The following is a 13,647-nucleotide window of genomic DNA, read 5'->3' as shown; positions in this document are numbered from 1 at the left end:
TCTTTCGCGGCCTGCAATGTGTTCAGTTATAGCTGGAATCGGCGATAAAACACCTTCTTTAGGGTTCGGGGAAATGGCGCACATTCGCACGCCCACAATTTCATGCGGACAAGAATGATCCACACTTACTGTCTCAGAAAGGACATAACGTTTCAAGAGAAGGGCCCCATATATGGGCGAGTATCGGTACTATACTGCAGATTTCGCGGAGAAAGCTCCGGGGGCGCTAGTTAGTTTGACAGTGCGGATTTACAGACTTTGCCAAGAGCACGGCCAGCCCAGGCAGATGGCGGAAACCAGGTCCGTCTTGCCGCGCTGTCCATATTGGTGTTCACGCCCCTCGAAGTAGCAACAGCATCCGTCGGGAGCGCCTTCGACATGCTCAACCGAACTAAGAACGTCATTTACTTCGTCTTAGCCATCCTAATCTCTAAATCGTGAGTTTCAATATAACCCGGTGGACTCCATGACAGCAGCGGAAAATGTCAAGCTGGGCTTGCGTTTCGTTTCTAAGAAATTAGCAAAATCAGAACTAGATAACTTGTTCGAGAAGTTTGGCTTGTCCAAGCGAAAGAACTACTACCCTGCCCAGCTCTCAGGGGGACAACGCCAACGGGTAGCAATAATTAGAGCTCTAGCAGTGAAGCCTCACGTAATTTTTGCCGACGAACCAACAGGGGCTTTGGATTCTAAATCCAGTGCCCTAGTAATAGATGAACTTTCTAAGCTTGGGCGCCAAGGCACCGCGGTTGTCATGGTGACCCACGATCTGGATGTGGCAGCTCAGGCGCAGCGGGCCGTTGTGCTACGCGATGGGGAATTAGTGGAAAATGTTTCCCATCCGACGCGGGAACAATTATTCCTAAGTTCAAGGGGCCAAGCCCAAGTTTAGGGGGGCGAGCCCAGCCGCCCTCGCACTAAAGAAACTAACACCGCGGCCACCACGCCACCGCCATCAGCTGTCAGGGGCAGGTGGCACAATGTGGGTATGCCTATCCAGATGACTGACGATTTTGTCCGCGCGCTCGACCTGTTGCGTCAAGGCCGGTCACTGTTCATCACTGGCAATGCTGGAACAGGCAAATCCACTCTAATACGGCATTTCGTCCAACAGACCACAAAGAACGTGGTGGTAGCCGCACCTACGGGGGTGGCAGCGCTGAACGTGAACGGTTACACCCTGCACAGGCTTTTTTCGTTCGCCCCCTCTACTACGGTCGACGAGGTGCGCATGGGGCAGGCGGCGCCAGGCAGGTTCGCGGGGCTGATTTCGCAGCTCGACACTCTGATTATCGACGAAGCTTCCATGGTGCGGGCCGATCTGTTCGACATGGTGTGTTACTCGTTAGAACGATACGGGCCCAACCCCGGTTCACCACTGGGCGGGGTGCAGGTGGTGCTCGTAGGCGACCTGTATCAACTGCCGCCGGTAGTTACTACCGCCGAAGAAGCATATTTTTCTGAGGCCTACTCCAGCCCCTACTTTTTCTCGGCAGCTCACTATTTCCCGGAGCGCTTCCCCACAGTACAGCTCACCCACCAGTTCCGCCAAGCAGGGGATTCAAACCTTGCCTCCCTGCTGGGCGAACTGCGTTCAGGGGACGTCAACGAGCAGGTTATGTCCGCTTTGAACGCACGCGTCGACCCTGATTTTGAACCACCCAAAGGCGAATTTTGGCTTACCATCGCAACCACCAACAGGGTAGTGAGGGCGCGCAACCGCCGCCGCCTGGACGCCCTCGACGGGCAGTTGCACACCCATTTTGCTGCCCGTAGCGGCGACACGAAACGCTTCGAAGCTCCCACCGAGGACAAGCTGGAGTTCAAGGTTGGCGCCCAGGTGATGCTGCTCAATAATGATGCGGCTGGCAGGTGGGTTAACGGCTCACTGGGGGTGGTCGAATCCGTGGCCTTCCCCGAAGGGGATATTGAGGTGCAGGTGCGGCTGCGCAGTGGGAATGTTGTGTCCGTCGGTGTGCACACGTGGGAGGTGACGCGTCCGGCGCTTTCGGCAGGTTCGCTCACTAACCAGGTGGTGGGCACATTCACGCAGCTGCCGTTCAAGCTTGCCTGGGCCGTCACCATCCACAAGTCGCAAGGGCAAACCCTAGAGCACGCCCTAATTGATCTGTCCGGGGGGATTTTTGCTCCCGGTCAGCTCTACGTGGCCCTGTCTAGGTGCAAGTCCCTGAAGGGAATCGTTTTGCGCCGGCATATTCGCCCTCGGGACGTGAAAGTGGACCAGCGGGTGCGCGAGTTCTTAGCGGATCGCCTTGGAAAGCGCACCCAGGAGCGCACGTTTTTGGGGGCGCTGTTTTGTGGCCGCAAGGACGGGTTCCAGCGCCCGCTCGAGGTTGCTATTTTGCGTGAGGACGGGTGGGCGTTCACGTCACTTGTGAACCCCACGCGGGATGTGGGCGACGCGGCTGAACGCTATGGTGTGAGTGCCGCAGATTTACAGTTGGCGCCCACCCTGGCACAGCTTTGGCCCGCGATTGAGCCGATAATTGAGGGCACGGGCGTGGTCACGGCCAACGCCCGCCACGCGCTGAAGGTGTTCGATGACGAGTTGAAGCGGACGGGGATTGTGGCTCCGCTAAAGCATTTTGCCCTCGCGCAGGTTAAGGGGAACGCGCATGCGGACACCGCCTTCGAAGTGGCGTCGTTGGCTGCGTCGGCTACCGTAGAGGGCGACTTGTACGCCTACCAGCCAGCCACCACCAGCGTTTCGGGTTGGGCGCTGCCGCGCGGGGCCGGCAAGATCGTGCCTTTCGGTTACGTGGAAGTGGTGGCAAAAATGTTGCAGGAGCGGCTCCAGAACATGGATCTGACCGCCGAATCTTGCCAAATAGTCGACCGTTTCAATATCGAATACGACCAGCATGTGCACTACCGTTACGCCGGATTACAAATGCCGTTGGCGGACCTGCTAAAGCAGGGAACCCGGGTTTGTTTCACGGGCACCGCCTACGACGGCAACAAAACCTACGAGCGTTCAGACATGGAACTCCTCGCTGTATCAGTCGGGCTGGAAGTAAAATCGTCAGTAACCAAAACCCGCTGCGACCTGCTGATCGCTGCAGACACATCCAGCATGTCAGTGAAAGCCCGCAAGGCACGCACGTTAGGCAAACCAATCTACAGTGCCACCGAATTCCTCACCTGGGCCAAAGTCCAAGGCGAAATCTAGTATTTTCCTAGGGCAGAGTGGCGCGGTAGGGGCCGGTATACCTTTGCAATTGCCTTCCGCCAGCGCGGGAAAAGGCGGGGGGCTAGCCACACTTTCGATAAAGATGGGAATTACCCCCGCTCGCGCAGGGAAAAGTCCACCAGCAATTTTACAGGGCAGTTGCTCACTCTCGCGTGGCTACAGCTCGTCTGAACTAGAACAGTTCCCGGGCCGCCCAACCGAGGCAAGCTCACACACGCCCGGTGCTAGTGCGCCACTAATTGAATACCATCGATGTCTACTATCTGCCTGCTAGCATCGCCACATGTGCGAACTTCAAACCCTTGTTCGTTTTCATTGTTAGAAACAATTAGTGTCAAAACGCCCCCGCTTGCAGCTTCATTGCAGCGTTCCCAAAGATTTTCAACTACAACAGGTGAAGCGTTACCTACGTATACCCCTTGAGAAACTTCAGACAGGAATCTACTTAGGTATCCGTGTAGATGATCCGGTATCGCAGTAGCCGTGACAACCGCAAACATTACGAGTCCTTGCCATACTGAATATGCCCAGATACCTCTTCCCCGACCGATCCGATCAAACGGTCGTCGTCACGACGGGGAAGATGCGGTGATAGAACCTGCATCAGAGCATCCAACATCCTAACCACTACATGTTTTTCGAATATGGCTGCCCTAATTTTCCTTCGAACGAATATGAGTGGGTCTTCAGCAGTTGTCGCAGAAAAAGCCAGCGGTATGGTCATAGTTGGTTTATACAGATCAGCTAAATCAAAAAGTAATGATCGCACATTACCTCTATGTATTATTCCGAGTGCAGGATTTACGCCTATCGCGGAACAGGCCGCCCCAGCGCAGCCGTAGAGTATCGAATTCGCAAGATTCAAACTGACATTCACCACATCGTCTCCGTTAGAATCGCGCCTAAATCCCTTTATTCCGTACTTCTTGGCTTGTGCTTTGTACACGTTACGTATAGTGCGCCCTTCAAGTCCCCGCATCGCATTAATGGTTCCACCGGGCATATTTTCGATGCCTAATTGCAGCTTATACAGGTATAGGGCAGCCTGAATCTGATGTTCCTCGCTGGCAACCAGACGGGCTTGCGCTATAGCCCATTTCGCCGATGAGGTTAGGGGGCTGGCGTGAGTGTAACAACTTATTCCTCCCCCGCCACAGAACATTATTACTACGCCTGATCTTGCGCACGAAACAGCAGCGGCGTGGCTCAAGCTCGTTCCCGGACCGAGCAAAAGCACTGCCATACCAGCAACAGGAACTTGTAACTTGGCAGTTTTAGGCCCATTCCGGTCGCGGCCTTCGCCCTCCCTTATTGCGATAACTCCAGTGCGATCTTGACGAATTAGGCAGTATTCCAAATAGAGGTAACTAACCCTGTCTTCCAATCTCACCTGATGGTTAGTGGGAATAGTTGAAAATGTCAACGCATCTTGGGAGTAGGGCACTAGTTATCACCAACAGTTAAACCCACGTTTGGGTCATAGAATTGGAGCGCGTTAGGAATGAAGTAGTATCTTGCTAAGAGCGATTTTGATTGTGTTAAAGCTACTTTCTCTGCCAGAATAGCCGCATATTTGCTGCCTTCTGGTATAGGAATTGAACCACGCATTGCAGCCTTGATCAGCTCCTGGTCACTACCGCGTGCGGCTAAAAGTCTCTCTGCGCTACCTCCCCATCCGCCGGGTATAACCCCAGTCGGATCGCCCAATATGCATTGAATAGTATTTCTTTTTATGAATCTGGTGGACGCCTCGTTCTCGCTGGATTCTTTCGGGGCCGTCATTGCTATCAGTGTCCCCAACGTCACCCCTTTTTTCGTAAGGTCACCGAGTTTGTTGGCGACAGCCAGGCCTTCTTGCGCTTTGAGCACTTCATCTGCGAGCTGTTCCGTCGCTCCCTCAAAATCTTCAACGATAGTATCTAAAGTTACTTTAGAATAATCAATAAAGTCCTGGCAGTCATCGGGCATTTTCATCATGTGATGGCCGTTGAGCCATTTCCAAGTACGGCTCAGTTCGGCATCAAAATAAGGGCGCACCTGGAAACCAGCATCGTTGTCGATCTTCACAACAGTCATGGGTAGATGCACAGCGCCTGGAATCCTGAGGGATCGATTTATATCTTCACGCCGCCAAACACGGCCAGCACGTTGAATTAACGAGGGCGCCGGACACAATTCCGTCCTCATTACATCTAAGTCAATATCGAGTGATGCCTCAATTGCTTGGGTACCCACCACTGTTAGGCCTTCACCTTTTTTGTCTGGCCCGATAGTTTTTTCTAGTAGCTCAGCGTTTTGTCTGCGGTGTTCTGCGGTCATACGCGAGTGCAAGATGATTGTGTGTTCACCTATTTCTTTGGCTACTTTTTGCGCCCGCTCTACGGTGTTACAGATGATCCCAATGCGTGCTTTAGGGTATTTAGCGCGCATCTTTTTCACCCAGGTTACGTGGTTTGAGACCAACGCATCGTAGGCGATATTTTCGGTGGTGAAAGCTATTTTGTATTCACGCACTGTTGGGATGGAGAGTTTTCCTTCGCACTCGCCAACCTGGAGATTTTCTGAGGCAGGAAAATGGGTTTTACCGGTTGGAGGTTTCCCACAGTAGGCGTTCAAAAAATCAGTGCGCTGTTGGCTAGGAAGTGTTGCGGTCAGTAGTGTCACGCGGGTATTTGTTGCCCGCAACCATTCTAGTAGATTCTCTACGAGTTTCGTTTGGTAAGGGTCCAGCGTGTGCGCCTCGTCAATGACTACGTGCGCGTTAGCTAAAGCAAGTAAACGCAGATGGGTCCATTTTGCCGGCAAAGTAGCTAATAACCCTTGATCCACTGTGCCTACGCATATGGGAGCCAGCAGGCGGGAACTGCCGCTTTTCACGAAATCTGTGTAGTATAAGCCGCCCTCTTTTTTATCGGAGGCAACGGTAACCGGTTGCGCGTAGAGATCTTCGACTGATGCTAATCCGTGTGCCAGGGCGGCCACGTTAGGCGTGTGCTCATAGATTTTGTGGATTCTACGCATCAAAGCGTTTGAAGTCGCTTGCGTGGGCAACAAAAAGATCAGGCGTTCATCCCGGGTGGAATGACGTAATATGGCCGCTTCAGTTTTCCCTCCCCCGGTAGGGGCCATAACGTTCCAGATGCCTCCCCCTACTCGCATAGCTTCTTCTTGCAATGGCCTAGGCTGGTTCCCGCCAAGTATCTCGGCGATTGCAGCCTGCTGGTTTTCCCATCCCTTATAAATCCCAAGGGTGTTTTTTATTCGCTCTAACGCGGAGGTAGCTGCCTTGTCTATCCAATGTTTTGGCTTTTCAAGGCTAATTTGCCCATCAGCGGCGAGGTTAGCGCGCGCCTGCACCCAGTCGGTTCCCGAAGCTATCCGATCGGCTAGTATTACTAGCCCCGCCAAGAGCACAGTAGTAACTCCAGAGGCCAGTCTGGGTAATTCACTAATGCCGCACGCGGTTTTCATAGCCTCTAGGAGGTCTCGTTGAATGGGTTCCCAGTTACGTGTGACCAGGATTCGTTCAAGTTCTTGTTCCTGCCGTTCTTCTTCGGCAGGTTCTGTAAAGCGCCCGTGGTGGCCAAGCGCGGGTATCCCCCACCAGGCGCGGCGCAAGTTTGTACCGGCCTCGAGCGGTTTCGGGCTTAACGCGATCGCACCCACACGCTCATGCCTGGTCAGATAGGGTTTAGCACTTGGTGGTACCGGAATTTCGTCCTCATCTAAGAAAGTGCACTGCTCTTCTTGTAAGATGGCCGCTCGGATACGCTCAAAAGCCTCATTGCTGTTGCGCGGTTGGGCCTGAAAGTAAGGGTTTGCCTTGCCAATATCATGTGTACCGGCGATGTAGGCAATTATCTTTACCGTCTCTGTTTGGTCGCCGTCAGCTAAGTCTTCGGCAATTTGCTCGCGCAGCCCTGGCCGCAGCCAGCCCATGTAAAGTTGCTTGGCAATTGCCGCCGTATCCAGCAAGTGAGCAAGAAGCGGGTACGGGCGGTCTAGCCCTATCTCTTTCGCCCAAATCCGCTGGTGGATGTCCACTGCTACCGCACTGCTTGTACAGATAGCAGGCCACAGCCGTAGGCTTTAGCCCTGCCCACGCCGTTGATAATAAGGTTTTCTAAAGCATCCGAATCGCCCACCTTAGCCACTCCGTCTATGGTGTCTACCTGAACTAACACGCCGTTCTTGTTTTTCCCATTGCGGTTTGCACCCAAGAGCTGGCGCTGGTGGGAGACAATTTCAATTTCGCTTAGAGCGCCCCGCAGCTTACCTGCAAGCCACTCGCTGAGGTGGGGCACGCCCTCTGGCGCTTCTTCAAAATCGGCAGGTATCGGGTTTACGCCTTTGGCGCCTTTGCGTTGAATTGCGTTTACCGCAAGCCGGAAACGGACTACACTTCCCGAGGGCGGAGGCGTCAGATCAACTTCTTTGATTTCTATTTGCCCTACAAGATCACCTTCCTGAGGCCGCGCCAAGGACTGGACCAAAAAATAGGGGGCCTGACCTGGCAGAAATTCAAAGCGAAAGAGAATCTTGCCATGTTCGCGAGGGTTAGCATTATTGGTCTGCCCAAACAGTGCCATGACTGCCCTGTGCCGGAAGCTAGGATCGTTCACATCCCAACCCTTACTTGGTTTATGGGCGGCACCTCTTCCGAGCGCGGCGTGCACTGGAAAGCGCGTTAGGAAAGCCGTTGTACCCAATTCATCCTCTTTTCTACTGACGAACTAGTAATATTTCACCGCATCAGACTAGTAAGATTAACTGTCTTTCACACTAGCCTAAAAACGGCCTGAGCGAAGACTTATTTATAATCTTTTATAAGCTTGCCATAGGTGGGGGTACCACGTGCTAGCCTTCTAGAAACAGAAAGGAGCGCTAGTGAAGTACAACGCTTTGCGTGGCCCTAAATGGATAGGCCTAGCCACTGGACCGGCAACGGTAGAAGAGGCCTTACTAGCTGCGCATACTACTAATCTAGACCCCAACGTGCCCGGCTACGAATACGGCGCTCAGCTCCGTTTCTTGGCATATCTTTTGCCACTGGTTCTAAGGAATATTGATTCTTCCATTGTAGATGTAGAAGAAAAATATATAGACTCAGACGAACTACTGGAAAACGGTTTACCAGCAGCGGCCGTGAATAAAACTCTAGACAGGCTGCTTGAAGTATCGTATTTAGACAGTCCTGATAAGCCGTTTATGCAACAGCCGGCTGCCAAACATCCTGACTTAACAACTAAGTTTCGCCCCAAAGAGGACACAGTCCGAAAATTACTTCCAACGGTGCCTTCTGAGCAAGGCGATTCTTTTTGGGACCTTTCATTGCCCGAGCAGGAATTCCTACACTCAGCTTCCGCGGCTAGATCCTTAGTGGTGCACAGTTTTTACTCCATGGCAGGGAACGGAAAGTACGCTAACCGAAAAATGCAGATGGGAGCCCCAGGGATACGATTTTTAGGCAAAGAAAATAGCGCCACAGAAATATTTTGGCGAGGCCGCAACCTCTTGGAAACCCTCTTAGGACTGATTCCTTGGAAGTGGGTACAGGGGTCTGGCCTACCTGCATGGGCAGATAGGGAAGGCCGGGAATCAAAGTCCACTGATGGGCATCATCCGCTCTGGTGCGCATCTTGGAGCTCTAACGCGCCCGCTTGTCGCTGGGAAAACGGTAGGCTCCTACAAGTTCGTATAGGAGGCATACCCGAACAATGGTACGCACTCGAAATGGGAACACATAGCGGTTCTCCTTCCGAGCGAAAGGCCGCCGCAAAAGCCTGGTGGGATACCAGAAATTTAACCGACCCCCTTTATTTGTACATAACCGGCAACGATGGTAAGGCACACGCCGCAAGAATGGACATAGGTGAAGACCCCACAAAACTTGCCGTAGAGTGGGCCGCTCGTCAAAACATACCCAAGTTTGCTGGTCGAGACTGTTTAGCACCGGTCCCTCGCGCACACAGGAGCCTATCCTTCATCAGGCACCAAATAGGTAAAACGGCACAGTCTCCAGGAATTTTAGCGTCAGTTGTATATTTCCCAGATCCCTCCAAATGGGTACTGGACCTGAACCAAGAACTGCAAGCTGCGGTTTGCGACTGTGCCCTTATGATTCAGGGCTTACTTCGCGCGGTAAGTGCTCCTTTCCGGCGGGCAGGTAAGGAAGACACAGATTCTGAAGGGCGCATTTACGCACTGGATCCACTGGCCACAAGAAAAACCGACGTAGTAAATGCTTTTTGGCGCAATATCAGCGACGTATACCAAGACTTTATTCGCAGTATCCAAGATACTGAGTCCTCAACATTGCCCCGCGAACTATACCAGAGGGCAGTGGATGCTTCTTTATCAGCATTTGACGAAATAACAGAAGCCTACGCTCAAATTTATCCCAATCGCATCGGATTCGTTAGAAGTAGAGTGTCCTATAACCTCCGGAAAACGGCTAACCTGATCACTCCAAAGAAAGACGTGAAGAAATGAATGAAGTGAGTTCGACGCCGGCATATAAAGAGCTCGTTTACAAGATTCTTAACTGGAGGGAGGAGGGTAGGCGACGTGAGCTTTCAGCCATCCGCAAGGGGGCCATTAGCCAGACTGAATTCTACGCCTACCCATACATTATTCCTTACGCTCAGAATCCTGAACGTGACGATGAACGCATTGCGTTGCTTCGTGTTGCAGCCATTATTGCTGAATTCGCAAACGTGCCACAGGCTGAAGCCGAGCTACGGAAACATACGCTCGGGCTCTGGGCACGCCAGGTTGCAATGGCCCGGTCAGATATTCGCGGTAGTGACACGGTTATCGAGAATCGGCTTACATACATCCACACCCAACCACTTGAGCAGGCTATTCTGACTATTAGACGTATTTTTCAGATAGCATCCTCCAACAAAACCGCTTGTCCGGCTATCGACTACGTAAATTTACTTCATACCTTTTTAAGGTGGGGAAAGGGAGTATCACAAACCTCAAAACAATCACGATTGCGCATATTGCGCGATTATTACTCCTTTGTTCCACAAACCTCAGAATTAAACAAATCCTTAGAACAAACAGATCACGAGGACTAATATGTACCGCAATCTTACTCTGCACATCCTTACCCCAGTCAGCTATTCCAACCTCAACCGCGATGATTCCGGCGTTCCTAAGCGTATATATCAAGGGGGCGCTTTGCGGGCCATGCACTCCTCACAGTCTATAAAAAAGGGGATTCGTACCATCTACGAGAATGCCTCACTCGACGCATCCGTACGATCAGGGGATTTAGCAGACGAAGTGCTACGCACAGCTTTGAAGATAAAGCAGGATGCCGATCAAAAACAAGTATTGAAACATGCGAAGAAAATAATCGGTTCTCTTACCAAAAGCTCGTCGTCGGAGAATGAGGCATCTCGCTCCTCTTGGATGAGCCAAGAAGAGATCCAGACTGCAGCAACGGCCGCTCTTGCCAATTCTGACAACGATTTCATTGCCGATGGACAGACTGGCAGCCTTGCTATTGCTAGCTTCGGCCGCATGTTCGCGAACAAAGCTGAAAAAGGCACAGAGGCAGCGCTGAGTGTATCCCCCGCACTCACAACTCACCAAGCCAACATTGACAACGACTATTTCTCCACCACTGACGATATAAAGGAACGCAACCATCAAACTGGCGCTACCTTCCTGGGGGTCGCGAACTACACGAACGGCATTTTCTACAGAACCGTGACCATAGATCGCGAGCAGCTGAAAGAGAGCTGGACAGGCTTTGGCAAGGCTGACTCCGAGTCCAATCTGCGCGAACTCATAAACGCAATTCTTTATGGGCAGCCTCGAGGCAAAGAACATTCAACAGCCCCATATGCAATGCCTGCGGTAGTTGTTGCAGAAGAGCAGCGCTACCGCACCGCATACGACTTTGAGACGCCAGTTGAGCCGGCCGAGAGCGGTGGTTACCTCGAATCTAGCGTTCAGCGTCTTGCCGAGCAATACGCTGCCGCGCGGCGATTCGATCCCGACAACTTCGGGCCTTGCCAGATCGTTTCCGGCACCTACGGCAACCTTGACGGACGCTTTGGATACCTACGTGTGGCCACGAAGAAGGAGCTTGTAGATGCTGTAGTCGCATGGATCGGTTCTGATGAGTAAGTCCATATACCTTAGGCTAGCCGGCCCATTACAATCGTGGACCGGCATGAAAATAACCGGCAACGTGGCGCATACTAACCGCTTTCCCACAGCTAGCGGTTTGAAAGGCCTCTTAGCTGGGGCACTGGGATATAAGCGTGGGAGCTGGGAAGACTGGTTAGATGAGGTTTTCTTTTCGGTACGGCAAGATCGGCCCGGTCGCGTAGTCGACGAATTCCAAACCATAAACCCGCCGTATAAAGAAGAGATGTTCCGCAGGCGCATCATTATCGCACATAATCTACGGGCAAGCGATAAGAGCATGAGCTTTACTCCTGATGCTCAGAGCGGCACCGCAATTTCGAAACGGACGTATCTAGCTGACTCTGAATTTATAGTTCAGATTACTTGTGCTGACCATACTAAAGATATTGCAGCCGCACTACGTGATCCCACATATAGCACCTACCTAGGCAGGAAGGCATTCGCACCTTCCTTTCCATTTTACCTTGGTATAGGGCCCACAAAAGATTTCGCGAAATTGCCACTATTCGTAACGAACAGCAACTTTAAAGAACGGTTCGCCACTATAAAGGACTATGTTCCCGGACAGGAATTAGCACCTAGACGCCAGCAATTCACCACTGTTGGCACACGAGAACAATGGTACGCAAGTGTGAAGGAAAAACTGCAGCTCTAACGCCTAAAAGACTCGGGAATGATTGCTGACGCGTCCCCTACGTTAATCAATCACGGGGCATGCTACTTACGGCAGGGAGCGTCCTTAAATAGCCTGAAACCAATAGGGTTAGGTGTAGATAAGAATGGCCGCTACTGCAACTAAATGCAACAGCTACAGAAACGGCTATGACATATTAAACGATTATTCCTACACGTATCTGAGCTGCACGTGACACGCCACTCGACAGTGGTCGAGTAACATTTATCGAATTTCTCCCTGTTCCATTCTCACGGGGAATAGAAGGACCTGCTGGCGAGACTGCTCTGAGCTCAGGAATTACCCCCGCTCGCGCGGGGAAAAGGAAGGGGCGCGGCGTGATTGGCGCGAAGAAGCGGAATTACCCCCGCTCGCGCGGGGAAAAGATTACTTGCACGGTAGAGAAGTTTGGGCGGAAGGAATTACCCCCGCTCGCGCGGGGAAAAGTTGCCTCTGCTGAATGAGAGGATGAGGGTTTGGGAATTACCCCCGCTCGCGCGGGGAAAAGTCCTTGATTACCAGGAGGGGTTGAGGGGCTGGGGAATTCCCCCCGCTCGCGCGGGGAAAAGCTGCCCATAAATGCCCCCCTCCCGCTTGCTGGGGAATTACCCCCGCTCGCGCGGGGAAAAGTGGGCCAAAGGCGGGGTGCCGTTGTTGTAGTTGGAATTACCCCCGCTCGCGCGGGGAAAAGCAAATCCTAGCTGCGGGTAGCGTGGCATGGAGGGAATTACCCCCGCTCGCGCGGGGAAAAGACTGGTATGAGCAAAACGGCATAGAAATAAACAGAATTACCCCCGCTCGCGCGGGGAAAAGAAAAGCCCGAAAGCCGAATGTGCGTGAATGTGCGGAATTACCCCCGCTCGCGCGGGGAAAAGTATGTATGCTCGCGCCGGTGACATGAGCATGTGGAATTACCCCCGCTCGCGCGGGGAAAAGTTCCTGCCTGTACAGGGCCTGGAATTAGCAACAGAATTACCCCCGCTCGCGCGGGGAAAAGCTCGAGCAGCTGCTCAACCGTTGCGAGGCAGCGGAATTACCCCCGCTCGCGCGGGGAAAAGCATAAACTTTTTAAGCATCCAAGGCATTTACCAGAATTACCCCCGCTCGCGCGGGGAAAAGTCCACAACTATTTTTTCGCCCGCCTGCACCCGGGAATTACCCCCGCTCGCGCGGGGAAAAGCTCAACGCAGTACCCTCGTCCAAGTCGGCGATAGAATTACCCCCGCTCGCGCGGGGAAAAGAAGGCATTCATCACTCCATCTATGCCACGGAAGGAATTACCCCCGCTCGCGCGGGGAAAAGGGCCTCGCCTTGCGGCCGGGAATGTCGACCCCGGAATTACCCCCGCTCGCGCGGGGAAAAGCATAGCGTGCTTCTGCGTATCGGCGGAAGGGGGGAATTACCCCCGCTCGCGCGGGGAAAAGCACGGGGGCGGGGATTGTGCCACCCTCACATTGGAATTACCCCCGCTCGCGCGGGGAAAAGGGCCGAGACTGTCAACGATGGGGTAGCGTTTCGGAATTACCCCCGCTCGCGCGGGGAAAAGGGCCGAGACTGTCAACGATGGGGTAGCGTTTCGGAATTACCCCCGCTC

Annotated in this window: 11 protein-coding genes and 1 CRISPR repeat array; of the genes, 7 read left to right on the top strand and 4 right to left on the bottom strand. The window is 52.9% G+C overall.

Annotated features, from left to right (window positions below):
- The first annotated feature begins 258 nt into the window (after nucleotides 1-258).
- The 3 genes from QP400_RS03595 to QP400_RS03585 all read left to right on the top strand — a co-directional run bounded on the left by QP400_RS03595 (nucleotide 259) and on the right by QP400_RS03585 (nucleotide 3,190).
- Nucleotides 259-441, top strand: a complete 183-nt coding sequence (locus tag QP400_RS03595; RefSeq protein ID WP_141740542.1) for a hypothetical protein — start codon at nucleotides 259-261, stop codon at nucleotides 439-441.
- A 25-nt stretch (nucleotides 442-466) separates the two neighbouring features.
- Complete coding sequence (locus QP400_RS03590; protein ID WP_004807177.1) at nucleotides 467-892, top strand: ABC transporter ATP-binding protein; 426 nt, start codon at nucleotides 467-469, stop codon at nucleotides 890-892.
- A gap of 96 nt (nucleotides 893-988) precedes the next feature.
- A complete protein-coding gene (locus tag QP400_RS03585) occupies nucleotides 989-3,190 on the top strand; it encodes an AAA family ATPase (protein WP_004807174.1) in 2,202 nt (733 codons plus the stop codon).
- 245 nt (nucleotides 3,191-3,435) lie between these two features.
- On the opposite strand, the gene cas2e is transcribed toward QP400_RS03585, so the two are convergent.
- Genes cas2e through QP400_RS03565 form a run of 4 tightly spaced genes read right to left on the bottom strand, consistent with a single transcriptional unit; the run spans nucleotide 3,436 to nucleotide 7,887 of the window.
- Nucleotides 3,436-3,711, bottom strand: a complete 276-nt coding sequence (gene cas2e / locus QP400_RS03580) for a type I-E CRISPR-associated endoribonuclease Cas2e (protein WP_004807173.1) — start codon at nucleotides 3,709-3,711, stop codon at nucleotides 3,436-3,438.
- On the bottom strand, nucleotides 3,711-4,601 hold the full coding sequence (cas1e, locus tag QP400_RS03575) for a type I-E CRISPR-associated endonuclease Cas1e (RefSeq protein ID WP_231288200.1): 891 nt from the start codon (nucleotides 4,599-4,601) through the stop codon (nucleotides 3,711-3,713). Before cas1e ends, cas2e begins: the two co-directional genes overlap by 1 nt.
- A 53-nt stretch (nucleotides 4,602-4,654) precedes the next feature.
- A complete protein-coding gene (locus tag QP400_RS03570) occupies nucleotides 4,655-7,255 on the bottom strand; it encodes a CRISPR-associated helicase/endonuclease Cas3 (protein ID WP_004807169.1) in 2,601 nt (866 codons plus the stop codon).
- A 2-nt stretch (nucleotides 7,256-7,257) separates the two neighbouring features.
- Nucleotides 7,258-7,887: a type I-E CRISPR-associated protein Cas6/Cse3/CasE gene (locus QP400_RS03565; protein WP_256172958.1), complete on the bottom strand. Its 630-nt coding sequence runs from the start codon at nucleotides 7,885-7,887 to the stop codon at nucleotides 7,258-7,260.
- A gap of 211 nt (nucleotides 7,888-8,098) precedes the next feature.
- Here QP400_RS03565 and QP400_RS03560 point away from each other — a divergent pair, with 211 nt between their 5' ends.
- Genes QP400_RS03560 through cas5e form a run of 4 tightly spaced genes read left to right on the top strand, consistent with a single transcriptional unit; the run spans nucleotide 8,099 to nucleotide 12,035 of the window.
- Nucleotides 8,099-9,703 (top strand): type I-E CRISPR-associated protein Cse1/CasA, encoded by a 1,605-nt coding sequence (locus tag QP400_RS03560; RefSeq protein WP_004807165.1) that lies wholly within the window; start codon nucleotides 8,099-8,101, stop codon nucleotides 9,701-9,703.
- The gene (gene casB / locus QP400_RS03555; RefSeq protein WP_004807161.1) at nucleotides 9,700-10,296 is read left to right on the top strand and encodes a type I-E CRISPR-associated protein Cse2/CasB; all 597 of its coding nucleotides are present in this window, start codon (nucleotides 9,700-9,702) and stop codon (nucleotides 10,294-10,296) included. Before QP400_RS03560 ends, casB begins: the two co-directional genes overlap by 4 nt.
- A 1-nt stretch (nucleotide 10,297) precedes the next feature.
- Nucleotides 10,298-11,356, top strand: a complete 1,059-nt coding sequence (locus QP400_RS03550; protein ID WP_004807160.1) for a type I-E CRISPR-associated protein Cas7/Cse4/CasC — start codon at nucleotides 10,298-10,300, stop codon at nucleotides 11,354-11,356.
- Nucleotides 11,349-12,035 (top strand): type I-E CRISPR-associated protein Cas5/CasD, encoded by a 687-nt coding sequence (gene cas5e / locus QP400_RS03545; protein WP_004807158.1) that lies wholly within the window; start codon nucleotides 11,349-11,351, stop codon nucleotides 12,033-12,035. Before QP400_RS03550 ends, cas5e begins: the two co-directional genes overlap by 8 nt.
- A 315-nt stretch (nucleotides 12,036-12,350) precedes the next feature.
- Nucleotides 12,351-13,599: direct repeats of the CRISPR family, unit length 28 nt; unit sequence GAATTACCCCCGCTCGCGCGGGGAAAAG.
- Nucleotides 13,600-13,647: the final 48 nt, after the last annotated feature.

The organism is Winkia sp. UMB3158 (genome assembly GCF_030217145.1).
GTDB lineage: Bacteria > Actinomycetota > Actinomycetes > Actinomycetales > Actinomycetaceae > Winkia > Winkia anitrata.
Note: the sequence above shows the minus strand (reverse complement) of the source record. Positions and strands in the feature narration are given on the sequence as shown.

Bases quoted from the DNA above. Each gene is read 5' to 3' on its own strand.
- QP400_RS03590 (WP_004807177.1), top strand. From the start codon at position 467: ATGACAGCAGCGGAAAATGTCAAGCTGGGCTTGCGTTTCGTTTCTAAG.
- cas5e (WP_004807158.1), top strand. From the start codon at position 11,349: ATGAGTAAGTCCATATACCTTAGGCTAGCCGGCCCATTACAATCGTGG.
- casB (WP_004807161.1), top strand. From the start codon at position 9,700: ATGAATGAAGTGAGTTCGACGCCGGCATATAAAGAGCTCGTTTACAAG.
- QP400_RS03550 (WP_004807160.1), top strand. From the start codon at position 10,298: ATGTACCGCAATCTTACTCTGCACATCCTTACCCCAGTCAGCTATTCC.
- QP400_RS03585 (WP_004807174.1), top strand. From the start codon at position 989: ATGCCTATCCAGATGACTGACGATTTTGTCCGCGCGCTCGACCTGTTG.
- cas2e (WP_004807173.1), bottom strand. From the start codon at position 3,711: ATGTTTGCGGTTGTCACGGCTACTGCGATACCGGATCATCTACACGGA.